The sequence below is a fragment of the Rhizobium mongolense USDA 1844 genome, assembly GCF_000419765.1.
Taxonomy (GTDB): Bacteria; Pseudomonadota; Alphaproteobacteria; order Rhizobiales; family Rhizobiaceae; genus Rhizobium; species Rhizobium mongolense.
On sequence record NZ_ATTQ01000005.1, the window covers coordinates 330,154 to 353,745 of the forward strand.

23 protein-coding genes and 2 tRNA genes are annotated in these 23,592 nt (G+C 60.2%); all 25 read left to right on the plus strand.

Annotated features, from left to right (window positions below; genetic code table 11):
• Positions 1 to 109: 109 nt before the first annotated feature.
• The 25 genes from A3C3_RS0111820 (at position 110) to A3C3_RS0111940 (ending at position 23,579) form a co-directional block, all read left to right on the plus strand.
• Positions 110 to 186, plus strand: a tRNA-Asp gene (locus tag A3C3_RS0111820).
• A 47-nt stretch (positions 187 to 233) separates the two neighbouring features.
• A tRNA-Asp gene (locus A3C3_RS0111825) sits at positions 234 to 310 on the plus strand.
• 246 nt (positions 311 to 556) lie between these two features.
• On the plus strand, positions 557 to 922 hold the full coding sequence (locus A3C3_RS0111830; RefSeq protein WP_028739579.1) for an NADH-quinone oxidoreductase subunit A: 366 nt from the start codon (positions 557 to 559) through the stop codon (positions 920 to 922).
• Complete coding sequence (locus A3C3_RS0111835) at positions 913 to 1,497, plus strand: NuoB/complex I 20 kDa subunit family protein (protein ID WP_022714817.1); 585 nt, start codon at positions 913 to 915, stop codon at positions 1,495 to 1,497. Before A3C3_RS0111830 ends, A3C3_RS0111835 begins: the two co-directional genes overlap by 10 nt.
• A gap of 18 nt (positions 1,498 to 1,515) precedes the next feature.
• Positions 1,516 to 2,118, plus strand: a complete 603-nt coding sequence (locus tag A3C3_RS0111840) for an NADH-quinone oxidoreductase subunit C (protein ID WP_022714818.1) — start codon at positions 1,516 to 1,518, stop codon at positions 2,116 to 2,118.
• Between the two features lie 107 nt (positions 2,119 to 2,225).
• Positions 2,226 to 2,447, plus strand: coding sequence for a four helix bundle protein (locus A3C3_RS48550; protein WP_376774887.1), 222 nt, complete (start codon positions 2,226 to 2,228; stop codon positions 2,445 to 2,447).
• Positions 2,448 to 2,590: 143 nt separating this feature from the next.
• Positions 2,591 to 3,781: an NADH-quinone oxidoreductase subunit D gene (locus tag A3C3_RS0111845; RefSeq protein WP_022714819.1), complete on the plus strand. Its 1,191-nt coding sequence runs from the start codon at positions 2,591 to 2,593 to the stop codon at positions 3,779 to 3,781.
• Entirely contained in the window at positions 3,781 to 4,053 is a 273-nt protein-coding gene (locus A3C3_RS0111850) for a hypothetical protein (RefSeq protein WP_022714820.1), read from the plus strand. The genes A3C3_RS0111845 and A3C3_RS0111850 overlap by 1 nt, the downstream gene beginning before the upstream one ends.
• A gap of 16 nt (positions 4,054 to 4,069) precedes the next feature.
• On the plus strand, positions 4,070 to 5,197 hold the full coding sequence (gene nuoE / locus A3C3_RS0111855) for an NADH-quinone oxidoreductase subunit NuoE (protein WP_022714821.1): 1,128 nt from the start codon (positions 4,070 to 4,072) through the stop codon (positions 5,195 to 5,197).
• 12 nt (positions 5,198 to 5,209) lie between these two features.
• On the plus strand, positions 5,210 to 6,514 hold the full coding sequence (nuoF, locus tag A3C3_RS0111860; RefSeq protein ID WP_022714822.1) for an NADH-quinone oxidoreductase subunit NuoF: 1,305 nt from the start codon (positions 5,210 to 5,212) through the stop codon (positions 6,512 to 6,514).
• A gap of 4 nt (positions 6,515 to 6,518) precedes the next feature.
• Entirely contained in the window at positions 6,519 to 7,127 is a 609-nt protein-coding gene (locus A3C3_RS0111865; protein ID WP_022714823.1) for a protein in NADH-ubiquinone oxidoreductase complex, read from the plus strand.
• 222 nt (positions 7,128 to 7,349) lie between these two features.
• Positions 7,350 to 9,431 carry an NADH-quinone oxidoreductase subunit NuoG gene (nuoG, locus tag A3C3_RS0111870; RefSeq protein ID WP_022714824.1) on the plus strand — a complete coding sequence of 694 codons (2,082 nt, stop codon included), beginning with the start codon at positions 7,350 to 7,352 and terminating at the stop codon, positions 9,429 to 9,431.
• Positions 9,432 to 9,442: 11 nt separating this feature from the next.
• Positions 9,443 to 10,486, plus strand: a complete 1,044-nt coding sequence (nuoH, locus tag A3C3_RS0111875; protein WP_022714825.1) for an NADH-quinone oxidoreductase subunit NuoH — start codon at positions 9,443 to 9,445, stop codon at positions 10,484 to 10,486.
• Positions 10,487 to 10,526: 40 nt separating this feature from the next.
• Positions 10,527 to 11,018, plus strand: a complete 492-nt coding sequence (gene nuoI, locus A3C3_RS0111880; RefSeq protein ID WP_028739580.1) for an NADH-quinone oxidoreductase subunit NuoI — start codon at positions 10,527 to 10,529, stop codon at positions 11,016 to 11,018.
• A gap of 142 nt (positions 11,019 to 11,160) precedes the next feature.
• Positions 11,161 to 11,775 carry an NADH-quinone oxidoreductase subunit J gene (locus A3C3_RS0111885; RefSeq protein WP_022714827.1) on the plus strand — a complete coding sequence of 205 codons (615 nt, stop codon included), beginning with the start codon at positions 11,161 to 11,163 and terminating at the stop codon, positions 11,773 to 11,775.
• A 24-nt stretch (positions 11,776 to 11,799) separates the two neighbouring features.
• Complete coding sequence (nuoK, locus tag A3C3_RS0111890) at positions 11,800 to 12,108, plus strand: NADH-quinone oxidoreductase subunit NuoK (protein WP_022714828.1); 309 nt, start codon at positions 11,800 to 11,802, stop codon at positions 12,106 to 12,108.
• A 7-nt stretch (positions 12,109 to 12,115) separates the two neighbouring features.
• Positions 12,116 to 14,116 (plus strand): NADH-quinone oxidoreductase subunit L, encoded by a 2,001-nt coding sequence (gene nuoL / locus A3C3_RS0111895; protein ID WP_022714829.1) that lies wholly within the window; start codon positions 12,116 to 12,118, stop codon positions 14,114 to 14,116.
• Positions 14,116 to 15,627 (plus strand): NADH-quinone oxidoreductase subunit M, encoded by a 1,512-nt coding sequence (locus A3C3_RS0111900; RefSeq protein ID WP_022714830.1) that lies wholly within the window; start codon positions 14,116 to 14,118, stop codon positions 15,625 to 15,627. The genes nuoL and A3C3_RS0111900 overlap by 1 nt, the downstream gene beginning before the upstream one ends.
• 18 nt (positions 15,628 to 15,645) lie before the next feature.
• On the plus strand, positions 15,646 to 17,091 hold the full coding sequence (nuoN, locus tag A3C3_RS0111905) for an NADH-quinone oxidoreductase subunit NuoN (protein ID WP_022714831.1): 1,446 nt from the start codon (positions 15,646 to 15,648) through the stop codon (positions 17,089 to 17,091).
• Positions 17,091 to 17,855 carry a biotin--[acetyl-CoA-carboxylase] ligase gene (locus A3C3_RS0111910; protein WP_022714832.1) on the plus strand — a complete coding sequence of 255 codons (765 nt, stop codon included), beginning with the start codon at positions 17,091 to 17,093 and terminating at the stop codon, positions 17,853 to 17,855. The genes nuoN and A3C3_RS0111910 overlap by 1 nt, the downstream gene beginning before the upstream one ends.
• 8 nt (positions 17,856 to 17,863) lie before the next feature.
• Complete coding sequence (locus tag A3C3_RS0111915; protein ID WP_022714833.1) at positions 17,864 to 19,534, plus strand: ribonuclease J; 1,671 nt, start codon at positions 17,864 to 17,866, stop codon at positions 19,532 to 19,534.
• A 3-nt stretch (positions 19,535 to 19,537) separates the two neighbouring features.
• Positions 19,538 to 19,942, plus strand: coding sequence for a methylmalonyl-CoA epimerase (gene mce, locus A3C3_RS0111920; protein WP_022714834.1), 405 nt, complete (start codon positions 19,538 to 19,540; stop codon positions 19,940 to 19,942).
• Between the two features lie 121 nt (positions 19,943 to 20,063).
• The gene (locus tag A3C3_RS0111925; protein WP_022714835.1) at positions 20,064 to 20,339 is read left to right on the plus strand and encodes a DUF1467 family protein; all 276 of its coding nucleotides are present in this window, start codon (positions 20,064 to 20,066) and stop codon (positions 20,337 to 20,339) included.
• Positions 20,340 to 20,931: 592 nt separating this feature from the next.
• Positions 20,932 to 22,254, plus strand: a complete 1,323-nt coding sequence (gene proS / locus A3C3_RS0111935; protein ID WP_022714837.1) for a proline--tRNA ligase — start codon at positions 20,932 to 20,934, stop codon at positions 22,252 to 22,254.
• A gap of 17 nt (positions 22,255 to 22,271) precedes the next feature.
• Complete coding sequence (locus tag A3C3_RS0111940; protein WP_022714838.1) at positions 22,272 to 23,579, plus strand: lipoprotein-releasing ABC transporter permease subunit; 1,308 nt, start codon at positions 22,272 to 22,274, stop codon at positions 23,577 to 23,579.
• Positions 23,580 to 23,592 lie beyond the last annotated feature (13 nt).

Sequence of the window (23,592 nt, forward strand, 5' to 3'; positions counted from 1 at the left end):
CTCCAAACCTGCTTGACACTCAAATGCGAACCCCTTAGTTAGCCGCTCATCGAAGCGGCCTGTCCGTTTTGACAAGGATGCGAAAGCTCCGGATGACTTGAAATGAAGTGCGGGTGTAGCTCAGTCGGTTAGAGTGCCGGCCTGTCACGCCGGAGGTCGCGGGTTCGAGCCCCGTCACTCGCGCCATTTTAAGATGTGCCGCAAGGCGCTTTCCGGCCTTTCCTTCACGATGCGCGGGTGTAGCTCAGTCGGTTAGAGTGCCGGCCTGTCACGCCGGAGGTCGCGGGTTCGAGCCCCGTCACTCGCGCCATTCTTTTCTCCGAGCCATGCAGTTTTTGGTTGGCTGCCATGCAGCCTCTCGCAACTTGTGCGTATTTGTCGCGACATCGTTGCATCTGCTTGATAATGTCGCATCCTCACAGGTGGAATTGGCTTTCTAAAAGTCTTGCGCCATGGCTCCGGCTGCGCTAACCACGGCTTGTTGCAACGCACGTTCGCTTGCCGGGCATTTGCCCGTTGCGCTTCCTGGCGCATTCGGCAAGCAGGGATGAACATGATGACTGAACTGCTCAGTTCCTATATTCCGATCGCTATCTTCATCGGCATTGCCCTGGTCATCGGCCTGGCGCTTCTGATTGCGCCGTTTGCCGTGGCCTTCAAGGCGCCCGATTCGGAAAAGCTTTCCGCATACGAATGCGGCTTCAACGCCTTCGACGACGCTCGCATGAAATTCGACATCCGCTTCTATCTCGTGTCGATTCTCTTCATCATCTTCGACCTCGAAGTCGCCTTCCTCTTCCCCTGGGCCGTTTCCTTCGGCGCCATCGGCTGGTTCGGCTTCTGGTCCATGATGGTCTTCCTGCTCGTGCTCACCGTCGGCTTTATCTATGAATGGAAGAAGGGAGCCCTGGAATGGCAGTGACCCCCTCAAGCAATCACGCGCTCGTGGCGCCGCAGCCGAAGGGGATCATCGATCCCGCAACCGGCAAGCCGATCGGCAGCAACGACGCGTTCTTCGGCGAGATCAACAACGAACTGGCCGACAAGGGTTTTCTCGTCACCTCGACCGACGAACTGATCAACTGGGCGCGTACCGGCTCGCTGATGTGGATGACCTTCGGTCTCGCCTGCTGCGCCGTCGAGATGATGCAGCTGTCGATGCCGCGTTACGACGTCGAGCGTTTCGGCTTTGCGCCGCGCGCTTCGCCACGCCAGTCGGACGTGATGATTGTTGCTGGCACGCTCACCAACAAGATGGCGCCCGCGCTCCGTAAGGTCTATGACCAGATGCCTGAGCCGCGTTACGTGATCTCGATGGGCTCCTGCGCCAATGGCGGCGGCTACTATCATTATTCTTATTCGGTGGTGCGCGGCTGCGACCGCGTCGTGCCGATCGACATCTACGTGCCGGGCTGTCCCCCCACAGCGGAGGCGCTGCTTTACGGCGTGCTTCTGCTGCAGAAGAAGATCCGGCGCACCGGCACGATCGAGCGGTAAGGGTTAAGGACAAGACATATGAGCGAAGCCCTCACTGAGCTTTCGTCCTATCTCTCGGAAGCGCGTGGCAGCCTGATTGCCGCGACGCAACTGAAATTCGGCGAGCTGACACTGACTACGACGGGCGAAAACCTGATCGCGCTTCTGACGTTCCTGCGCGATGACGCTAAGTGCAGTTTCGTCAACCTGACGGACATCTGCGGCGTCGATTGGCCGCAGCGCGAAAAGCGTTTCGACGTTGTGTATCATCTTTTGTCGCCGAAGCAGAACCTGCGCATCCGCGTGAAGGTCGCGACCGACGAGGATACGCCGGTTCCGTCGGCCTGCGCGGTCTATCCCGGCGCCGACTGGTTCGAGCGCGAGACCTGGGACATGTACGGCGTTCTCTTCACCGGCCACCCGGATCTCCGCCGCATCCTGACTGACTACGGTTTCGAAGGACATCCACTTCGCAAGGACTTTCCGACGACCGGCTTCGTCGAAGTCCGTTACGACGATGCGGCAAAGCGGGTCGTTTACGAGCCGGTGGAATTGAAGCAGGAATTCCGCAACTTCGACTTCATGTCGCCTTGGGAAGGCACCGAATACGTGCTGCCGGGCGATGAGAAGGCGAAGCAGTAGAAGCGAATAGTGAACAGCGACGAGTTGGGAAGGGGTTGCAGACGATAAACTTCGACAAGGATCTCAAGGTCTGGCAGTTGGCGATCGATCTCGTGGACTGTTATCCGATGACCAAGGATTTTCCCAAGTCGGAGGTTTTACGGTCTGACGACCCCAGATGCAGGGCAGCAAATTCGATTGCTGCCAATATTGCTGAAGGGCACGGACGTGAAGTCATGGGACGCTTTATCATGATCTGCGCATGTCCCAGATTCGTTGACGGAATTGGAAACGGATATTCATTTCTCACCGCGTCGGTTTGCTCGGCGAGATTGAATTCAGGAAGATGACCGAAAATGCGACGAGATCAGAGGGATGATCAGAGCGCTGATAGGGAGTCTCCAGGAGAAACAATGAAACGGAACGAAGCTATTCGCTATTCGCCATTCGCCATTCGCCTAACCAGCGGCGCGTTTGGCTTGGAGTTTGCAGCATGACCGAACATAACGTCCGCAACTTCAACATCAATTTCGGACCACAGCATCCGGCGGCGCACGGCGTTCTTCGTCTTGTCCTGGAGCTTGACGGCGAAATTGTGGAGCGCGTCGATCCGCATATCGGCCTGCTCCATCGCGGCACCGAGAAGCTGATCGAAACCAAGACCTATCTGCAGGCCGTTCCTTATTTCGATCGCCTCGATTATGTGGCGCCGATGAACCAGGAACATGCCTACGCGCTGGCCGTCGAGAAGCTGCTCGGCATCGAGATCCCGATTCGCGGTCAGCTGATCCGCGTTCTCTATTCGGAAATCGGCCGTATCCTGTCGCATCTCCTCAACGTCACGACCCAGGCCATGGACGTCGGGGCGCTGACGCCGCCGCTCTGGGGCTTCGAAGAGCGCGAAAAGCTGATGGTGTTTTATGAGCGCGCTTCCGGCTCGCGCATGCATGCGGCTTATTTCCGTCCGGGCGGCGTCCATCAGGATCTGCCGGAAAAGCTCGTTCAGGATATCGGCGACTGGTGCGATCCGTTCCTGAAGGCGTTGGATGACATTGACGATCTTCTGACCGGCAACCGCATCTTCAAGCAACGTAACGTCGATATCGGCGTGGTATCGCTGGAGGACTGCTGGGCTTGGGGCTTCTCGGGCGTCATGGTCCGCGGTTCGGGCGCTGCCTGGGACCTACGCCGTGCGCAGCCTTACGAATGCTATTCCGATCTCGAGTTCGATATCCCGATCGGCAAGAACGGCGACTGTTATGACCGTTACCTGATCCGCATGATCGAAATGCGTGAATCGGTCCGCATCATGAAGCAGTGCGTGAACCGGCTGCTTGGCGATGCCAGCACTGGACCGTTCTCGTCGGTCGACGGCAAGGTGGTGCCGCCGAAGCGCGGCGAGATGAAGCGCTCGATGGAAGCTCTGATCCACCACTTCAAGCTCTATACCGAAGGCTACCACGTTCCGGCCGGCGAAGTTTATGCCGCCGTCGAGGCGCCGAAGGGCGAGTTCGGTGTCTATCTCGTCTCCGACGGCTCCAACAAGCCGTATCGCTGCAAGATCAAGGCTCCGGGCTATGCCCATCTTCAGGCGATGGATTTCATGTGCCGCGGCCACCAGTTGGCTGACGTCGCTGCCATTCTCGGCTCGCTCGACATCGTGTTCGGCGAGGTGGACCGCTGATGCAGCTTGCCGCGTTTTCAGCAGTCGTTTTCCTCATGGCATCCGGAGCGTTCGCTCAGGACAATCAGGGATTCGGCCAGAAGCTGGGCGCGCAGGATGTAGCGCCTCCGGGCGGCCAGGCCTCCATGGGCGAGCTATTGTCCAGGGGCTATGAAATCAAAGCTGCCGTTCCGAACGGCAACAAGTTCGTTGTATTTATGCAGAAAGACCAGTCGGCCTATGCTTGCGAGATGCAGTCTCTGACAGCCTCGCAGTGTGGGACCCTAAACTGACAAGGCGTGAGGAAGAATGTCCGTTCGTCGACTAGCCGAAGATCAATTCCAGCCTGCCGCATTCGCCTTCAATGACGAAAACGCGGTTTGGGCGGACAAAACGATCAAGAAATATCCCGCAGGCCGTCAGCAGTCGGCGGTCATCCCGCTGTTGATGCGGGCGCAGGAGCAGGACGGCTGGGTCACCCGCGCGGCGATCGAGAAAGTCGCCGACATGCTGGACATGGCCTATATCCGTGTGCTCGAAGTCGCGACCTTCTACACCCAGTTCCAGCTGGGTCCGGTCGGAACGCGTGCACACGTCCAGGTCTGCGGCACCACGCCCTGCATGCTGCGCGGCTCTGAAGGCCTGATGAAGGTCTGCAAGAGCAAGATCCACGATCATCCGTTCGAGCGCAATGCCGAAGGCACGCTCTCCTGGGAAGAGGTCGAATGTCTCGGGGCCTGCGTTAACGCACCGATGGTGATGATTGGCAAGGATACTTACGAAGACCTGACGCCGGAGCGCCTGGAAGAGATCATCGACACGTTCAATGCCGGCAATGGGGCGAGCATCAAGCCCGGCCCGCAGATCGACCGTCATTTTTCCTCGCCTGAAGGCGGTCCGACGACGCTTCTGGCGCCGGATCCCAAGCCGAAGGCTTCCGCAAAGAAGGCCGTCGGCGATGCCGTCAGCCTTCCGCCTTCCGAGGCCGGCCGTCCAAAGAGCGCGGACGCTGAAACCAATCCGGCGCTGAAGACGCCCCATACGGCGCCGAAAGCCGCGGCTAATAACGTCAAGGCCGTCGAGGCTGCGCCGTTGCCTGCACCGGCCGCAAAGCCTGCAAAGGCAGCCGCTGCTCCGGCCGCTAGCAAGGGGCTGGCCGACAAGAACCGCCCGGTCGGCATCGAAAAGCCGACGGCTCCGGATGATCTCAAGCTGATCTCGGGCGTCGGTCCGAAGATCGAGGCGATTTTGAACGAACTCGGCATCTTCACCTACGCGCAGGTCGCAGGCTGGAAGAAGGCCGAACGCGAGTGGGTCGATGGATACTTGAATTTCAAGGGCCGCATCGAGCGCGACGACTGGGCCAAGCAGGCCAAGGCGCTCGCCAAGGGCGGCGAAGCGGAATATATCAAGGTCTTTGGCAAGAAGCCGCGGTAAGAGGTGTAAAGCATGTTACAAGATAAGGACCGCATCTTTACCAACATCTACGGCCTCAAGGACAAGTCCCTGAAAGGCGCGATGAGCCGCGGCCACTGGGACGGCACCAAGCAGATCCTCGAAAAGGGCCGCGACTGGATCGTCAACGAGATGAAGGCGTCCGGCCTTCGCGGCCGTGGCGGCGCAGGTTTCCCGACCGGTCTCAAATGGTCCTTCATGCCGAAGGAAAGCGATGGCCGGCCGCACTATCTCGTCGTCAATGCCGACGAGTCTGAGCCCGGCACCTGCAAGGACCGCGACATCATGCGCCACGATCCGCATACGCTGATCGAAGGCTGCGTGGTTGCAAGCTTCGCCATGGGCGCGAACGCAGCCTACATCTATGTTCGCGGCGAATATATCCGTGAGCGTGAGGCACTCCAGGCGGCGATCGACGAATGCTATGATGCCGGCCTGCTCGGCAAGAACAACAAGCTCGGCTGGGACATGGAGATTTATGTCCATCACGGCGCCGGCGCTTACATCTGCGGCGAAGAAACCGCCCTGCTCGAAAGCCTTGAGGGCAAGAAGGGGCAGCCGCGCCTGAAGCCGCCGTTCCCGGCCAATATGGGTCTTTACGGCTGCCCGACGACGGTCAACAACGTCGAGTCGATCGCCGTTGCCCCGACGATCCTTCGCCGCGGCGCCGGCTGGTTTTCCTCGATCGGCCGTCCGAACAATGTCGGTACCAAACTTTTCATGCTCTCCGGCCACGTCAACAAGCCGTGCACCGTCGAAGAGGAAATGGGCATTACTTTCCGCGAGCTGGTCGATCGTCACGCCGGTGGCATTCGCGGCGGCTGGGACAACCTGCTCGCCGTCATCCCGGGCGGCGCCTCGTGCCCGATCGTGCCCGCCAAGGACATCATCGATTGCCCGATGGATTTCGACGGCCTGCGCGCTGTCGGTTCGTCCTTCGGCACGGCGGCCGCGATCGTCATGGACAAGTCCACGGACGTCATCAAGGCGATCGCCCGGATCTCAGCTTTCTTCAAGCATGAGAGCTGCGGCCAGTGCACGCCGTGCCGCGAAGGCACCGGCTGGATGTGGCGCGTGATGGAGCGTATGGCCAAGGGCAATGCCCACAAGCGCGAGATCGACATGCTCTTCCAGGTCACCAAGCAGATCGAAGGCCACACCATCTGTGCGCTCGGCGATGCTGCCGCATGGCCGGTGCAGGGTCTGATCCGTAACTTTCGTCCGGAGATCGAAGCGCGCATCGATCAGTACACGGCGAGCGCCATGGATCACGGTGCGGTTCTCGAGGCAGCGGAGTAGGAAGATGACGAAGGCATCTGGCAGCACAGGGAAGGATGGAGTGGCCGATTTCCCGGCGGACTTCGGCCGTCTTGCAGCCGAGATGCTGGAGCGGGCTTTGCCGATGCATCCGCTGATGGCGCCGCCGGTCGCGGCGATGGCTGCGGCAACTGTGATCGGCTTTGGTTTCTCGACGCAGCTTGCCGGCGCTTTCTTCGGCGCTTTGCAGGGAGTGTTCGAGGAGACCAACAGGCTGGCGGAAGCGCTTGACGACACGCCTCCGGAAGAACCAAGGCCGGAAGTGCGCATCAAGCCGGGGAATATCCGGCCGCCAGCGTTGGAGAAGGCCAAGCTTTCCATTGTCGGCGCAACGGGATCAAAGCCTACGGCACCGAAGAAGGCGGCGGCACGCGCGAAGAAGGCAGACGACCTGAAGCTGATTGCCGGCATCGGTCCGAAGCTCGAACAGGTGCTGAACGCGAAGGGCATTCGGACCTTCGCCGAGATTGCCGCCTGGACGGATGCGGAAATCGCAAAGCTCGACGCCGAACTTGGTTTCAACGGCCGCGTCGCTCGCGACGATTGGACCGGTCAGGCGAAGGCGCTTTCTGCGAAGGGCCGCAAGCGGACGTGATTTTTTCGGCTGACCCAAGCAGCCGGAGAGGAATGGCGAAGCGGCAAGCGGGCAGGGGCCTGCGAACTGCGCGCCGATCGGGTTTCGGGTTCCCCGAATCCTGGAAGGACAATTTGGGCGACACCGGTGCCTGCGGGGGTAAAATCCTGCCTGGCAGCGGTCATGTTGCAGAATAGGTTTGTTTGCCGCCATCCGGCGAACGGGAAACAGGACTGAGTGACGATGGCAAAACTGAAGATAGACGGCAACGAGATCGAGGTCCCGGATCATTACACGCTCATCCAGGCGTGTGAGGAAGCCGGCGCTGAAGTTCCGCGCTTCTGCTTCCATGAGCGGCTGTCGGTCGCCGGCAATTGCCGTATGTGCCTTGTTGAGGTGAAGGGCGGTCCGCCGAAGCCGCAGGCATCCTGCGCTATGGGCGTTCGCGACATTCGCGGCGGCCCGAATGGCGAGCTGCCGGAAGTCTTCACCAACACGCCGATGGTCAAGAAGGCCCGCGAAGGCGTAATGGAATTCCTGCTGATCAATCACCCGCTCGATTGCCCGATCTGCGACCAGGGCGGCGAATGCGATTTGCAGGACCAGGCGATGGCCTTCGGCATCGACACCTCGCGCTATCAGGAAGACAAGCGCGCCGTCGAAGACAAGTATATCGGTCCGCTCGTAAAGACGGTCATGAACCGCTGCATCCACTGCACGCGCTGCGTCCGCTTCACGACGGAAGTCGCCGGCATCTCGGAACTCGGCCTGATCGGCCGCGGCGAGGACGCCGAAATCACCACCTATCTCGAACAGGCGATGACCTCCGAGCTGCAGGGCAACGTCGTCGACCTTTGCCCGGTCGGCGCGCTGACCTCGAAACCCTTCGCCTTCACGGCCCGTCCGTGGGAACTGAACAAGACGGAATCGATCGACGTCATGGACGCGCTCGGCTCCGCCATCCGCGTCGATACCCGCGGGCGCGAAGTCATGCGCATCCTGCCGCGTGTCAACGAGGCGATCAACGAGGAGTGGATTTCCGACAAGAGCCGCTTCATCTGGGACGGCCTGAAGACGCAGCGTCTCGACAAACCCTATGTCCGCAAGGGTGGTCGCCTGCAGCCCGCGACCTGGGCGGAGGCCTTCGGCGCGATCAAGACTGCAGTTTCCAAGACGACCGGCGAAAAGATCGGCGCGATCGCCGGCGACCTCGCTTCGGTCGAGGAAATGTACGCGCTCTCCGAACTGGTGAAGTCGCTCGGTTCCGATAACCTCGACTGTCGCCAGGATGGGACGGCACTTGATCCGTCGCTCGGCCGCGCAAGTTACCTCTTCAACCCGACGATCGAAGGCATCGAACAGGCTGATGCGCTGCTCATCATTGGCGCCAACCCGCGCTTCGAGGCTGCCGTGCTCAATGCCCGCATCCGCAAGCGCTGGCGCCGGGGCGGCTTCCCGATCGGCGTGATCGGCGAAGGCGGTGACCTGCGTTATGATTACGAATATCTCGGTTCTGGTCCGGATACGCTGAAGGATCTGGTGGATGGCAACCATGCCTTCGCCAAGGTTCTGGCGGAGGCCAGAAAGCCCCTGATCATCATCGGCCAGGGCGCGCTTTCCCGCACGGATGGCGCGGGTGTTCTGGCAAGCGCCGCAAAGCTCGCCGTCAATGTCGGTGCCGTGGCCGAAGGCTGGAACGGTTTTGCCGTCCTGCACACGGCCGCATCGCGTGTCGGCGGTCTTGACCTCGGCTTCGTGCCTGGCGCTAAGGGCGTCAACGGGGCTGCCATGCTGGCCTCCATGGACGTGCTTTTCCTGCTCGGCGCCGACGAACTGGACTTCACCGCCAAGAAGGCCAAGCTCACGATCTATATCGGCTCGCACGGCGACAACGGCGCGCACCATGCCGACGTCATCCTGCCGGCCGCCGCCTATACTGAAAAGTCGGGCACTTGGGTTAATACCGAAGGCCGCGTCCAGATGGGCAGCCGCGCCGGTTTCGCACCGGGCGATGCCCGCGAAGACTGGGCGATCCTGCGTGCGCTCTCCGACGTCCTCGGCAAGAAGCTTCCCTTTGATTCGCTTGCTGAACTGCGCTCGAAACTCTATGCGGCGTTCCCGCATTTCGCCGCCGTCGACGAGATCGCGGAAGGCGACAGCGCCAAAATTGCCGCACTGGCCAAAAAAGCCGGGAAGATGAACAAATCCGGGTTTGCGTCACCGGTCAAAGACTTCTATTTGACGAACCCGATCGCACGCGCCTCGGCTGTCATGGCCGAATGCTCGGCATTGGCCCGCAACAACTTCAAAGTCGCGGCAGAGTAAGGGCAGGGACTATGGACTCTTTCTTTTCCACATATGTCTGGCCGGGGATCATCATGGTCGGCCAGTCGCTTCTCCTGCTGGTCTGCCTTCTGATCTTCATCGCCTACGTGCTCCTTGCCGACCGCAAGATCTGGGCGGCGGTGCAGCTTCGCCGCGGCCCGAACGTCGTCGGCCCCTTCGGCCTGTTCCAGTCCTTTGCCGACCTTCTGAAGTTTGTCTTCAAGGAGCCGATCATCCCGGCGGGTGCCAACAAGGTCGTCTTCCTGATCGCGCCGCTCGTCGCCGTGCTTCTGGCGCTGTCCACCTGGGCGGTCGTGCCGCTCGCAGACGGCTGGGTGATTGCCGACATCAATGTCGGCATCCTCTATATCTTCGCGATCGCCTCACTCGAGGTTTACGGCATCATCATGGGTGGCTGGGCTTCGAATTCGAAGTATCCGTTCCTCGGCGCTCTCCGTTCCGCCGCACAGATGGTGTCCTACGAAGTCTCGATTGGCTTCGTCATCGTCTGCGTCCTCCTTTGCGTCGGTTCGCTGAACCTGACCGACATCGTCAATGCGCAGCATGACGGCCTTGGAACGATGCTCGGCCTGCCGGCGTCCTTCCTCGATTGGCATTGGCTCGCACTGTTCCCGATGTTCATCGTCTTCTTCGTTTCCGCGCTTGCCGAAACCAACCGCCCGCCCTTCGATCTTCCGGAAGCCGAATCGGAGTTGGTCGCCGGCTTCATGGTCGAATACGGCTCCTCGCCGTACATGATGTTCATGCTTGGCGAATATGCGGCCGTCTGCCTGATGTGCGCGCTGACGACGATCCTCTTCCTCGGCGGCTGGCTGCCCCCGGTTGACGTTTGGTTCCTGAACTGGGTACCGGGTATCATCTGGTTCACGCTGAAAGCCTGCCTGGTGTTCTTCATGTTCGCGATGGTCAAGGCCTTCGTGCCGCGCTACCGCTACGACCAACTGATGCGCCTCGGCTGGAAGGTCTTCCTTCCGCTGTCGCTCGCCATGGTCGTCATCGTTGCATTCGTGCTGAAGCTGATGGGATGGGCATGATGATGTCCCTCCTGGTTTTCAGCAATTTTGGAGGTTGAAGATGGCAAGCTTGTCCAACGCCGTCAGCTCGCTTTTCCTCAAGGAATTCGTTGGCGCATTCTTCTTGTCGATGCGCTATTTCTTTCGCCAGAAGGCGACGATCAACTACCCCTTCGAAAAGGGTCCTGTCAGCCCGCGCTTCCGCGGTGAACATGCGCTGCGCCGCTATCCGAACGGCGAAGAGCGCTGCATCGCCTGCAAGCTCTGCGAAGCGATCTGTCCCGCTCAGGCGATCACCATTGAAGCTGGACCGCGCCGCAATGACGGCACGCGCCGCACGGTGCGCTATGACATCGACATGGTGAAGTGCATCTATTGCGGCTTCTGCCAGGAGGCCTGCCCGGTCGATGCGATCGTCGAAGGCCCGAATTTCGAATTCGCCACGGAAACCCGCGAAGAGCTTTATTTCGACAAGCAGCGGCTTTTGGACAATGGCGACCGGTGGGAGCGCGAAATCGCCCGCAACATGGCGATCGACGCACCGTACCGCTGAATGGAATTTGAAATGCCGCGCGGCGGGCACCCGCCTCCCGCGGTCAACATGCACCGGAGCTTTGCGGGCTTGACGTCACGCCAAGCTCCATTCGGGCAGGGAAACTCCCGGCTGCCCGGGGGAAGATGAAAAAGGCACCAACATGGGTCTGCAGGCTCTATTTTTCTATCTTTTCGCCTTTGTCGCGGTAGCGTCGGCGTTCATGGTCATCTCGGCGAAGAATCCGGTCCATTCGGTTCTGTTCCTCATCGTGACCTTCTTCAATGCCGCAGGCCTCTTCCTGCTGCTCGGCGCCGAATTCCTGGCGATGATCCTGCTCGTTGTCTATGTCGGCGCAGTCGCGGTCCTCTTCCTCTTCGTGGTCATGATGCTCGACATCGACTTCACGGAGCTGCGCGCGGGCGTTCTCGAATACGCCCCGATCGGCGGCCTGATCGGTCTGGTTCTTGCAGCCGAACTCATCGTCGTTGTCGGCGGCAGCGTGATCTCTCCGGAAGTCGCAAAGACCGTCGCGATGCCCATCCCGGCCATTACCGAGCGCACTAATACCGCCGCCCTCGGCGACGTGCTCTATACGAACTACGTCTACTTCTTCCAGATCGCCGGCCTGGTGCTTCTTGTCGCGATGATCGGCGCGATCGTTCTGACGCTGAGGCACCGTACCAACATCAAGCGGCAGAATATTCCAAGACAGGTTGCCCGCACGCCCGCAACTGCCGTTGAGGTGGTCACGGTCAAGCCGGGGCAGGGCCTCTAAAGGCAGGGACAAGGAACAAAGAACATGGTCATCGGTCTTTCCCATTACCTGACGGTTAGCGCCATCCTCTTCACGATCGGCATTTTCGGCATCTTCCTCAACCGGAAGAACGTCATCGTCATCCTGATGTCGATCGAACTCATCCTGCTTGCGGTCAACATCAACATGGTCGCCTTCTCGTCGTTCCTGAACGATATCGTCGGCCAGGTCTTTGCACTGTTCATTTTGACGGTCGCTGCGGCTGAGGCAGCGATCGGTCTTGCAATTCTTGTTGTCTTCTACCGCAACCGCGGCTCGATCGCGGTCGAAGACGTTAATATGATGAAGGGCTGAGTGGCTCATGTTCCTCTATAAGGCTATCGTCTTTCTTCCCTTGATCGGCGCGATCATCGCCGGCCTCTTCGGCCGTGCGATCGGCGCCAAGGCATCGGAATACGTCACCTGCGGCCTGATGATCGTCGCTGCGGTCCTGTCCTGGTACGTCTTCGTCACCGTCGGCATGGGGCATCTCGAAGGCGGGCCGATCAAGGTCGAGGTTTTACGCTGGATCCAGTCCGGCGGCATCGACGTCTCCTGGTCGCTGCGCGTCGACACGCTCACCTCCGTCATGCTGATCGTCGTCAACACGGTCTCGACGCTGGTGCATATCTACTCGATCGGATACATGCACCATGATCCGCATCGTCCGCGCTTCTTCGCCTATCTCTCGCTCTTCACCTTCGCCATGCTGATGCTGGTGACCTCCGACAACCTCGCCCAGATGTTCTTCGGCTGGGAAGGCGTGGGTCTGGCTTCGTATCTGCTCATCGGTTTCTGGTACAAGAAACCGTCGGCAAACGCCGCCGCAATCAAGGCCTTCGTCGTCAACCGCGTCGGCGACTTCGGCTTCGTGCTCGGTATTGCCGGCATCTTCGTTCTATTCGGTTCGATCAACCTCGACACGATCTTCGCCAATGCCTCGAGCTTCGCGCCGCATGAAGGAGCCGAAGCTGCGGGTGAAGTCGTACTTAACCTCTTCGGCATGCAGCTCGACAAGGCGCATGCGCTGACCGGCATCTGCCTGTTGCTTTTCATGGGCGCGATGGGCAAGTCCGCTCAATTCCTGCTGCACACCTGGCTGCCGGACGCTATGGAGGGCCCGACTCCGGTTTCGGCACTCATCCATGCCGCGACCATGGTCACCGCCGGTGTCTTCCTCGTCGCCCGCATGTCGCCGCTCTTCGAATTGTCGCCCGATGCACTGGTCTTCGTCACCATGATCGGCGCGATCACCGCCTTCTTCGCCGCGACCGTCGGTCTCGTGCAGAACGACATCAAGCGCGTCATCGCCTATTCGACCTGCTCGCAGCTCGGCTACATGTTCGTGGCGCTCGGCGTCGGGGCTTACGGTGCGGCGATCTTCCACCTCTTCACACACGCCTTCTTCAAGGCGCTGCTCTTCCTCGGCGCCGGCTCGGTGATCCATGCCGTCGATGGCGAGCAGGACATGCGTTACATGGGCGGTCTTCGTACGCACATTCCGGTCACCTTCTGGATGATGACGATCGGCACGCTGGCGCTGACCGGCGTCGGCATTCCGTTCACGCCGATCGGTTTCGCCGGCTTCTTCTCGAAGGACGTGATCATTGAAGCGACCTACGCTTCGCATTCGCCGGTTGCAGGCTTCGCCTTCACGCTTCTGGTGATCGCGGCCCTGTTCACAAGCTTCTATTCCTGGCGTCTTGCCTTCCTCACCTTCTTCGGCACGCCGCGTGCCTCGCATGAGGTGATGCACCACGTCCACGAATCGCCGCAGGTCATGCTGGTGCCGCTCTATCTTCTGGCGGCCGGCGCGATTCTCGCGGGTGTCCTCTTCGAGGGCTACTTCTACGGCCACCACTATGCCGAGTTCTGGAAGGGCGCGCTCTTCACCGGCGCCGAGAACGAATTGCTGGAAGAATTCCACCACGTGCCGGCCTGGGTGGCGCTGAGCCCGTTCATCGCGATGCTTCTCGGCTTCGTGACGGCTTGGTACATGTATATCAAGTCGCCCTCGACGCCGCGCGTTCTCGCGCAGCAGCACCGCGTGCTTTACCAGTTCCTGCTCAACAAGTGGTACTTCGACGAGCTCTACGATTTCCTCTTCGTCCGTTCCGCCAAGGCGCTCGGCCGCTTCCTTTGGAAGAAGGGTGATATCGGCGTCATCGACGCTTACGGCCCGAACGGCGTTGCCGCCCGCGTCGTCGACGTCACCAATCGCGTCGTCCGCCTGCAGACCGGTTACCTCTATCACTATGCCTTCGCGATGCTGATCGGCATTGCCGCACTCGTTACCTGGATGATGCTCGGGAGTTCCCTCTGATGACCGATTGGCCTATTCTTTCAACGGTCACCTTCCTGCCGCTCGTCGGCGTGGTGCTTCTGCTGCTGATGAGCGAAAACGGCCCAAGCGGCAGGCGCAACGTGCTCAACATCTCGTTGATCACGACCATCGTCACGTTCATCGTTTCGCTGTTCATCTGGATCGGTTTCGACAATGCGAATCCGGGCTTCCAGATGGTCGAGAAGCATAGCTGGCTCGGCACGGGCATCGGCTATCATGTCGGCGTCGACGGCATCTCGATGCTGTTCGTCATCCTGACGACGGTCCTCATGCCCTTCTGCATTCTGGCGAGCTGGCTCTCCATCGAAAAGCGCCTGAAGGAATACATGATCGCCTTCCTCATCCTTGAAGTGATGATGGTCGGTGTCTTCGTGTCGCTCGATATCGTGCTCTTCTACGTCTTCTTCGAAGCGGGTCTCATTCCGATGTTCCTCATCATCGGTGTCTGGGGTGGCAGGGACCGCGTTTACGCAAGCTACAAGTTCTTCCTCTACACGCTGCTCGGTTCGGTACTGATGCTGCTCGCCATCATGGCGATGTACTGGCAGGCCGGCACGACGGATATTTCCGCGCTGCTCGCCTACAAGTTCCCGCCCGCGATGCAGACCTGGCTGTGGCTTGCCTTCTTCGCCTCCTTTGCGGTGAAGATGCCGATGTGGCCGGTTCACACCTGGTTGCCGGATGCGCACGTCCAGGCACCGACGGCCGGGTCCGTCATCCTGGCAGGCGTGCTGCTGAAACTTGGCGGTTACGGCCTCATCCGCTTCTCGCTCGGTATGTTCCCGGTCGCGTCCGATTTCTTCGCGCCGCTGGTCTTCGCCCTGTCGGTGATCGCCATCATCTACACCTCGCTGGTCGCGATGATGCAGGACGACATCAAGAAGCTGATCGCCTATTCGTCGGTTGCCCACATGGGCTACGTCACCATGGGCGTCTTCGCGGCGAACATGCAGGGCGTGCAGGGCTCGATCTTCCAGATGCTGTCGCACGGCATCGTGTCGGGCGCGCTCTTCCTTTGCGTCGGCGTCGTCTATGACCGCACCCATACCCGCGAGATCGTGGCCTATGGCGGCCTCGTCAACAACATGCCGAAATATGCCGTCGCCTTCATGGTCTTCACCATGGCGAATGTCGGCCTCCCGGGCACCTCGGGCTTCATCGGCGAATTCCTGACGCTGATGGGCGTCTTCCGTGTCAATACCTGGGTAGCGCTCTTTGCCGCAACCGGCGTGATCCTGTCGGCAGCTTACGCTCTGTGGCTTTATCGCCGCGTGATCTTCGGCGCGCTGGAAAAGGAAAAGCTGAAGGCGCTTCTCGATCTTTCGCCGCGCGAGCAACTGATCCTCTATCCATTGGTGGCACTGACGATCTTCTTCGGCGTCTATCCGGCGCCGGTCTTCGATGCGACGGCCGCCTCGGTGGATATGCTGGTGAACAACTATACGGCCGCCGTAAACGCTGCGCACGACGTTGCGCTGTCGATGAATTGATGACGGGACTTTTTGGACATGACCGCTGAAACCATTCTTGCAAGCCTGCATCTTTCCGCGCCGGAGATCATCCTCGCGGTCGGCGCCCTTGTCCTGCTCATGATCGGCGTCTTTGCGGGCGAGCGGTCGGGCCGTATGGTGAGCGTTCTGGCGCTGATCCTGTTTGCGGCCTCTGCGCTATGGCTGATCTTCGTGCCGGGCGATGGCCTTGCTTACGGCGGCGTTTACCAGGCGGACGGTTTCTCCCGCTTCATGAAGATCACCGCGCTCGTCGGCTCCTTCGCAGCGCTCTTCATGTCGATCGGCCTTGCCAGGGAAAACCAGCTCGACAAGTTCGAGTTCCCGGTCCTGCTGGTGCTCTGCACCCTCGGCATCTTGCTGATGATCTCGGCAAACGACCTGATCGCGCTCTATCTCGGTCTCGAGTTGCAATCGCTGGCGATCTACGTCGTGGCGGCGATCAACCGGGAGAACCTGAAGTCCACCGAAGCAGGCCTCAAGTATTTCGTTCTCGGCGCGCTTTCCTCGGGCTTGCTGCTTTACGGCATGTCGTTGGTCTACGGCTTCACCGGCCATACGCATTTCGACGATATCGCCCAGGCGCTTTCCGCCGAAGGTGCCCGCTCGCTTGGCCTGGTCTTCGGTCTGGTCTTCATCCTCGCAGGCATCGCCTTCAAGATCTCGGCGGTCCCCTTCCACATGTGGACGCCGGACGTCTACGAAGGCGCGCCGACCCCGGTCACCGCCTTCCTGGCAAGCGCGCCGAAGGTTGCGGCCATGGCCATGATGACGCGCATCGTTATCACCGCCTTCCAGCCAGTCATTGCCGACTGGCAGCAGGTCGTGGTCTTCATCTCGATTGCCTCGATGCTGCTCGGCGCCTTTGCCGCCATCGGCCAGCGGAACATCAAGCGCCTGATGGCCTACTCCTCGATCGGTCACATGGGCTATGCGCTCGTCGGGCTTGCCGCCGGCAACCAGACAGGCGTGACGGGCGTGATGCTTTACATGGTCATCTATATGGTCATGACGCTCGGCTCGTTTGCGATCATCATGTCGATGCGCCGCAAGGACGGCACGGTCGTCGAAGCTGTCGACGATCTCGCGGGTCTTTCCAGCACGAACCCCTTCATGGCGACGGTGCTGACGATCCTGATGTTCTCGCTCGCCGGCATTCCGCCGCTTGCAGGCTTCTTCGCGAAGTATTTTGTCTTCGTCGCTGCCATCGAAGCCAAGCTCTATGCGCTCGCCATCATCGGCGTTCTCGCGTCGGTCGTCGGCGCTTACTATTATCTGCGTGTCATCAAGCTGATGTGGTTCGATGAAGCGACGGATGAGTTTGCCCGCGTTTCCGGCCCGCTTCGCCTCGTCTTCGGCCTTTCCGGCCTGTTCGTTCTTGCCTATGTCGTCATCGGTGGCCCGATCGGCGGTGCGGCCGAACTCGCGGCTGCGACGCTCTTTTGATGATGTTTCCCGTGCGGCGCCGGATATCGCTCGGCGATTTCCGGCACGAGGCGCTGTCGGAAACATCCTCCACCAACAGTGAATGCCTTGCCCGCGCCAGGGCAGGGGACGATGGTTTCCTGTGGGTGACTGCAGAGAAGCAGACCAGTGGCCGCGGCCGCCGCGGCCGCGCCTGGGCTTCGGAACGCGGCAATCTCTACGCTTCCCTTCTCTTGATCGATCCGGCGCCGATGGAGCGCGTTTCGTCGCTTCCGCTGGCAATCGCCATTGCCGTGCATCAGGCAATCCGCATGGTTCTGCCGCCTGGCGCAGCACCGCTTGAGGTGAAGTGGCCGAACGACATCCTGATCGGCCGCAGGAAGACCTGCGGAATCCTCGTCGAAGGTGAAAAGCTTGCAGATGAGCGCTACGCGCTGGTGATCGGGATCGGCATCAACGTCTCCCTCATGCCCGACAATCCGCTCTACCCGGTGACCTGTCTGCGCCAAGAGGGAAGTACTGCCGCCCCCGAAGAACTCTTTGCCCATCTCTTCGCTTCAATGGCAGAGGTGCTCGATATTTGGAACGAAGGACGAGGCGTTCGCGAGATCACCGCCCGTTGGCGGGATGTCGCCTGCGGCATCGGCGAGAAGATCACGGTCAATCTGCCGGACCGCTCGATTTCCGGACAATTCGCTGGGATTGATGATAATGGCTTGTTGATGCTCGAAACCGGTACGGGCAAGATGATGCAGATTGCCGCCGGGGATGTATTTTTTGGATAGTGGAGCTTATGGCTAAGCAGGACGAACTGGTATTTCTGCCTTTGGGCGGTGTCGGCGAGATCGGCATGAATCTCGCGCTATACGGCTACGGCCCTGCAGATCACCGCCAGTGGATCATGGTCGATTGCGGCGTCACCTTCCCGGGTCCGGATCTTCCGGGCGTCGATCTGGTGCTGCCCGACATCCGCTTTCTCGCTGCCGAGCGCAAGAACCTCAAGGCGATCATCATCACGCATGCGCATGAGGATCACTACGGTGCACTGGCCGACCTCTGGCCGGGCCTGAATGTTCCCGTCTACGGCTCGCCCTTCACCGCGGGCCTGCTGGAAGCCAAGCGCAATTTCGAGAAGGATGCGATCGGCGAAGTGCCGGTGACGATCTTCAAGGCAGGCGATACGATCAATGCCGGTCCTTTCAGCATTGAAGGCGTGGCTGTCAATCACTCGATCCCCGAGCCGATGTCGCTGATGATCCGCACGCCGCTCGGCAATGTGATCCATACCGGCGACTGGAAGATCGACCATGAGCCGTCGCTCGGACCGCTGACCGACGAGACCCGCTTCCGCCAGCTCGGCGACGAGGGCGTGTTAGCGCTGATGTGTGACTCCACCAATGCGCTTCGCGACGGCGTTTCGCCGTCCGAAAAGGATGTTTCGGAAAGCCTGAGCAGGATCATCGAGAATGCTGAAGGCCGCGTGGCGGTCACCAGTTTCTCCTCGAATGTCGGCCGTATCCGCACCATTGCCGAGGCCGCTGAAGCCGCAGGCCGCGAAGTCTTGCTGCTCGGAAGCTCGCTGAAGCGCGTCGTCGATGTCTCCCGCGAGATCGGACTGATGGAAGGCGTCAAACCCTTCATCTCCGAGGACGAATACGGCTATATCCCGCGCGACAAGGTCGTGGTCATCCTGACCGGCAGCCAGGGCGAGCCGCGCGCGGCGCTTGCCAAGCTATCGCGCGACGAGATGCGCAACGTCGCACTCGCCGCCGGCGATATCGTCGTCTTCTCCTCCCGCGCCATCCCCGGCAACGAGAAGGCGATCCAGGATATCAAGAACGGCCTTACCGAGCAGGGCGTGCACGTCATCACCGACAACGAAGCGCTGGTTCACGTCTCCGGCCATCCGCGCCGCAACGAGCTGCAGAAGATGTACGAGCTGACACGCCCGAAGATCGTCGTGCCCGTGCACGGCGAAGCGACGCATCTGACAGCTCACAAGGAACTGGCGGAGCAATCCGGTATCAGCATCGTGCCGCGCGTGCGCAACGGCGATATTCTGCGGCTTGCGCCCGGTCCGGTCGAGGTCATCGACGAGGCGCCGCACGGACGCATCTACAAGGACGGCATGCTCATCGGCGATTTCGACGAGATGGGTATCGGCGAGCGCAAGAAGCTCTCCTATGTCGGCCATGTCGCGGTCAGCCTCGTGATCGACAGCCGTTACGACATCGTTGGCGATCCCGATCTCGTGGCGATCGGCCTACCGGTCTATGACGACGAGGGCGACGAGATGGAGGACACGCTCTTCGACGCCGTCGTTGGCGCTATCGAGAGCATCCCTCGCGCCCGCCGCAAGGACCTTGACATGATGCAGGAAGCGGTGCGCCGCGCGGTCCGCGCTGCAGCAAACCAGACCTGGGGCAAGAAGCCGATAGTCACGGCGTTCATCACAAAGGTCTGATCGATGCTCGGCCGCGTCAACCACATCGCCATTGCCGTCCCCGACCTTGCCGCAGCAACGGCAGGCTACCGCGATACGCTGGGTGCCAGGGTCTCGCAGCCGCAAGCTTTACCTGAACATGGCGTCACCGTCGTCTTTGTCGAATTGCCGAACACCAAGGTCGAACTGCTGGAGCCGCTCGGCGAAAATTCTCCGATCGCCGCCTTCCTCGAAAAGAACCCTTCCGGCGGCATGCATCACATCTGCTACGAGGTTTTGGACATCCTTGCGGCGCGCGATCAACTCGCGAAATCGGGCGCGAGGGTGCTTGGAAGCGGCGAGCCGAAAACCGGGGCCCATGGAAAGCCGGTGCTCTTCCTGCATCCGAAGGACTTCTTCGGCACCCTGATCGAGCTGGAACAGGTTTGAGGTAGGCTGCGGCAGAGTGACCTGACTGCGGAAGGGTCCGGATATGGGATTTGAGCTATCCACCATTCCGCTCTATAAGCGCGCCTGTTGCAATGTTTGCAAACGGCGTTAGGACACAGACATGCTGCAGATTTTTCTACAGGGCTTTGCCGTCTATTTCATCGTCTGGTGGATCACGCTTTTTGCCGTGCTGCCGATCGGCCTCCGCACGCAGGCGGAGGACAATGACGTGGTTCTTGGCACCGTTCCGAGCGCGCCGACGCGTTTTCGGGCGCTCTTCACATTCTCACTGACGACCGTCGTTTCGGCGCTCGTCTATGGCGCCTGGTATATCTCCTCGACCTATTTCGGCTGGGGTTTCGACGCCCTCCCGCAGATCGGCCCGAGCTTCCGATGAAATGGAGCTTTTGCTCAATCTTTGAGCATATGTAATCTTGCCGGAAAGCCGGAGCTGACGTACGGGCGTCATGGAAATGACGCAGAGAACTCACGCAACAGCAAGATCGCTTGCCGTTAGGTAAGACGAAGTGCCTTTCTGCGTCGAGTTAGGCTGGAAAAACCAAAAAAAAACAAGGCTGAAAGCCTTGTTTTAAGTATCGCGTGATCTGTAACCGTTGCCGGGGCTGCGACGAGCGCGCCTAAGATCTGATCCTCCCAAGACTTGACCGCGAATTCGACAGGAATTTAATCTCCCTGCCTGTTTTGTGAGCTAAAGCTAGCTCAAAGATTAAGCTTTGTCATCAGCTTTTTTTGCATTTTTGCTACACCTGAGAAAAAAATACCTGTTGACAAGATTTTGATGCAAACCTTTAGAAATGCCCGCTTTTTTTCGCATAGGCTTTTTTCGGCCGCAAACTTGCGTCTACGATAGGCTGCTCGCGCGTCACGCGGGTTTCTTTCCGGCCGCGAAGCGGTTATGAACGCCCCGATATCAACGATTGCCGTCGATTCCGCATGAGAGCGGAATCCCAACTGCTCTGGAATCCGTCATGCGTCTGTCCCGCTATTTCATGCCCATCCTCAAGGAAAACCCCAAGGAGGCGGAAATCGTCTCTCACCGGCTGATGCTGCGCGCCGGCATGATCCGCCAGCAGTCGCAGGGCATTTATTCTTGGCTGCCGCTCGGCAAGCGCGTTCTCGACAAGGTGAACTCCATTATCCGCGAGGAGCAGAATCGTAGCGGCGCGATCGAGCTTTCCATGCCGACGCTGCAGTCCGCCGAGCTCTGGCAGGAGAGCGGGCGCTACGACGCCTATGGCAAGGAGATGCTGCGCATCAAGGACCGCCAGGACCGGCCGATGCTCTATGGACCGACGAATGAGGAGATGGTGACCGATATCTTCCGTTCCTACGTCAAGTCCTACAAGAACCTGCCGCTTAACCTCTATCACATCCAGCTGAAGTTCCGCGACGAGATCCGCCCGCGTTTCGGCACCATGCGCTCGCGCGAGTTCATGATGAAGGATGCCTATTCCTTCGATCTGACGCGTGAGGGCGCCGAGCACTCTTACAAGAAGATGTTCACGGCCTACCTGCGCACCTTCGACCGCCTGGGGCTGCGCGCCATTCCGATGCGCGCCGACACCGGTCCCATCGGGGGCGATCTCAGCCATGAATTCATCATCCTCGCGGAGACCGGCGAATCCGAAGTTTACAGCCACAAGGATTTCGTCAATTTCGATATCCCACCGGCCGATACCGATTTCGACGATGCCGCCGGCCTGAATGCGATTTTCGACAAGTGGACCTCTGTCTATGCAGCCACCTCGGAGATGCACGACGAAGCAGCGTTCAACGCCATCCCGGAAACCGAGCGTCTTTCGGCGCGCGGCATCGAAGTCGGCCACATCTTTTATTTCGGCACGAAATATTCCGAGCCGATGGGCGCCAAGGTGCAGGGGCCAGATGGCAAGGAACACACTGTTCACATGGGTTCCTACGGCATCGGGCCGACACGCCTTGTTCCCGCCATCATCGAAGCATCGCATGACGACAACGGAATCATCTGGCCGGCTTCTGTTGCGCCGTTCGATGCGATCGTGATCAACATGAAGGCGGGCGATGTCGCTTGCGATGCAGCTTGCGAGAAGATCTACGCGGCGCTTTCGAAGGCAGGCAAGGACGTTCTCTATGACGATACCGATGATCGCGCCGGAACGAAATTCGCCACCGCCGACCTGATCGGCATACCGATGCAGATCATCGCCGGCCCGCGCGCGGTCGCGAACGGCGAAGTGGAACTCAAGGACCGCAAGACCGGTGCCCGCGAAACGATGACGATCGACGCGGCGATCAACAAGCTCTTGGCGTAAGGCCGAACGGAGGCGAAATGGCAGATGCGGCGGTGGACCAGCGGGGTTCAAAATCCGGCTTCGGTCCGGCGGGCAGGCCATTTTCCGCCTTCGAACGCCTTGTGGCGTGGCGTTATCTGCGCGCCCGCCGCAAGGAAGCCTTCATCTCGGTCATCGCCGGCTTTTCCTTCGTCGGCATCATGCTGGGCGTCGCGACGCTGATCATCGTCATGGCGGTCATGAACGGTTTCCGCACCGAGCTGATCTCGCGCATTCTCGGCATCAACGGCCATATGATCGTGCAGCCGGTGGACGGTCCTTTTACTGACTATGCGGCATTGACCGACAAGTTCGCGGCGGTGCCCGGGATCAGGATGGCGCTGCCGTTGGTCGAGGGCCAGACTCTGGCGTCGGGCCAGGCAGGTGCGGGAACCGGTGCCCTGGTGCGCGGCATCCGCGCCGAAGACCTGACCAAGCTCAAGACGGTTTCCGACAATATCAAGTCGGGAGACCTCGTCGGATTCGCTTCGGGGCAGGGCGTTCTTGTCGGTTCGCGCATGGCGGAGCAGCTCGGTCTGCAGGCAGGCGACACCATCACGCTGATTTCACCGGAAGGCGACGTGACGCCGATGGGCATCAATCCGCGGGTCAAATCCTACACGGTCTCCGGCATCTTCGAGATCGGCATGTCGGAATATGACGCGGCGATCATCTATATGCCGCTTGAAGAGGCGCAGCTCTATTTCAATGCCGAGGGCCTCGTTCAGTCGATCGAACTCTTCGCCAACAATCCCGACGATATCGACAATCTCCGCCCCAAGGTGGAGGAAGCGGCAGGCCGTCAGATCGCCATCACCGATTGGCGCCAGCGCAACCAGACCTTCTTCTCCGCCCTGCAGGTGGAGCGCAATGTGATGTTCATGATCCTGACGCTGATCGTTCTGGTCGCGGCGCTGAACATCATCTCCGGCCTTATCATGCTGGTGAAGGACAAGGGCAGCGATATCGCGATCCTGCGCACCATGGGCGCGACGTCCGGCGCCATCATGCGCATCTTCTTCATGACCGGTGCTGCGATCGGCATCGTCGGCACGATTGCCGGCGTGCTGCTCGGGGTCGTCGTCTGCATCAACATCGAATCGATCCGCCAGTTCTTCTCCTGGGTCACGGGCACTGTGCTCTTCAATCCGCAACTCTATTTCCTGAGCCAGCTGCCGGCCGAGATGAGTCTCGGCGAGACGGTGTCTGTCGTCGTCATGGCGCTGGTGCTCTCCTTTCTCGCGACCATTTTCCCCGCCTGGCGGGCCTCGCGGCTCGATCCGGTGCAGGCGCTCCGCTACGAATAAGGAATGCTGATTT

Excerpts from the sequence above, each read along its gene's own strand:
- A3C3_RS0111830 (WP_028739579.1), top strand. The coding sequence starts at position 557 with ATGACTGAACTGCTCAGTTCCTATATTCCGATCGCTATCTTCATCGGC.
- A3C3_RS0111835 (WP_022714817.1), top strand. The coding sequence starts at position 913 with ATGGCAGTGACCCCCTCAAGCAATCACGCGCTCGTGGCGCCGCAGCCG.
- A3C3_RS0111840 (WP_022714818.1), top strand. The coding sequence starts at position 1,516 with ATGAGCGAAGCCCTCACTGAGCTTTCGTCCTATCTCTCGGAAGCGCGT.
- A3C3_RS48550 (WP_376774887.1), top strand. The coding sequence starts at position 2,226 with ATGACCAAGGATTTTCCCAAGTCGGAGGTTTTACGGTCTGACGACCCC.
- A3C3_RS0111845 (WP_022714819.1), top strand. The coding sequence starts at position 2,591 with ATGACCGAACATAACGTCCGCAACTTCAACATCAATTTCGGACCACAG.
- A3C3_RS0111850 (WP_022714820.1), top strand. The coding sequence starts at position 3,781 with ATGCAGCTTGCCGCGTTTTCAGCAGTCGTTTTCCTCATGGCATCCGGA.
- nuoE (WP_022714821.1), top strand. The coding sequence starts at position 4,070 with ATGTCCGTTCGTCGACTAGCCGAAGATCAATTCCAGCCTGCCGCATTC.
- nuoF (WP_022714822.1), top strand. The coding sequence starts at position 5,210 with ATGTTACAAGATAAGGACCGCATCTTTACCAACATCTACGGCCTCAAG.
- A3C3_RS0111865 (WP_022714823.1), top strand. The coding sequence starts at position 6,519 with ATGACGAAGGCATCTGGCAGCACAGGGAAGGATGGAGTGGCCGATTTC.
- nuoG (WP_022714824.1), top strand. The coding sequence starts at position 7,350 with ATGGCAAAACTGAAGATAGACGGCAACGAGATCGAGGTCCCGGATCAT.
- nuoH (WP_022714825.1), top strand. The coding sequence starts at position 9,443 with ATGGACTCTTTCTTTTCCACATATGTCTGGCCGGGGATCATCATGGTC.
- nuoI (WP_028739580.1), top strand. The coding sequence starts at position 10,527 with ATGGCAAGCTTGTCCAACGCCGTCAGCTCGCTTTTCCTCAAGGAATTC.
- A3C3_RS0111885 (WP_022714827.1), top strand. The coding sequence starts at position 11,161 with ATGGGTCTGCAGGCTCTATTTTTCTATCTTTTCGCCTTTGTCGCGGTA.
- nuoK (WP_022714828.1), top strand. The coding sequence starts at position 11,800 with ATGGTCATCGGTCTTTCCCATTACCTGACGGTTAGCGCCATCCTCTTC.
- nuoL (WP_022714829.1), top strand. The coding sequence starts at position 12,116 with ATGTTCCTCTATAAGGCTATCGTCTTTCTTCCCTTGATCGGCGCGATC.
- A3C3_RS0111900 (WP_022714830.1), top strand. The coding sequence starts at position 14,116 with ATGACCGATTGGCCTATTCTTTCAACGGTCACCTTCCTGCCGCTCGTC.
- nuoN (WP_022714831.1), top strand. The coding sequence starts at position 15,646 with ATGACCGCTGAAACCATTCTTGCAAGCCTGCATCTTTCCGCGCCGGAG.
- A3C3_RS0111910 (WP_022714832.1), top strand. The coding sequence starts at position 17,091 with ATGATGTTTCCCGTGCGGCGCCGGATATCGCTCGGCGATTTCCGGCAC.
- A3C3_RS0111915 (WP_022714833.1), top strand. The coding sequence starts at position 17,864 with ATGGCTAAGCAGGACGAACTGGTATTTCTGCCTTTGGGCGGTGTCGGC.
- mce (WP_022714834.1), top strand. The coding sequence starts at position 19,538 with ATGCTCGGCCGCGTCAACCACATCGCCATTGCCGTCCCCGACCTTGCC.
- A3C3_RS0111925 (WP_022714835.1), top strand. The coding sequence starts at position 20,064 with ATGCTGCAGATTTTTCTACAGGGCTTTGCCGTCTATTTCATCGTCTGG.
- proS (WP_022714837.1), top strand. The coding sequence starts at position 20,932 with ATGCGTCTGTCCCGCTATTTCATGCCCATCCTCAAGGAAAACCCCAAG.
- A3C3_RS0111940 (WP_022714838.1), top strand. The coding sequence starts at position 22,272 with ATGGCAGATGCGGCGGTGGACCAGCGGGGTTCAAAATCCGGCTTCGGT.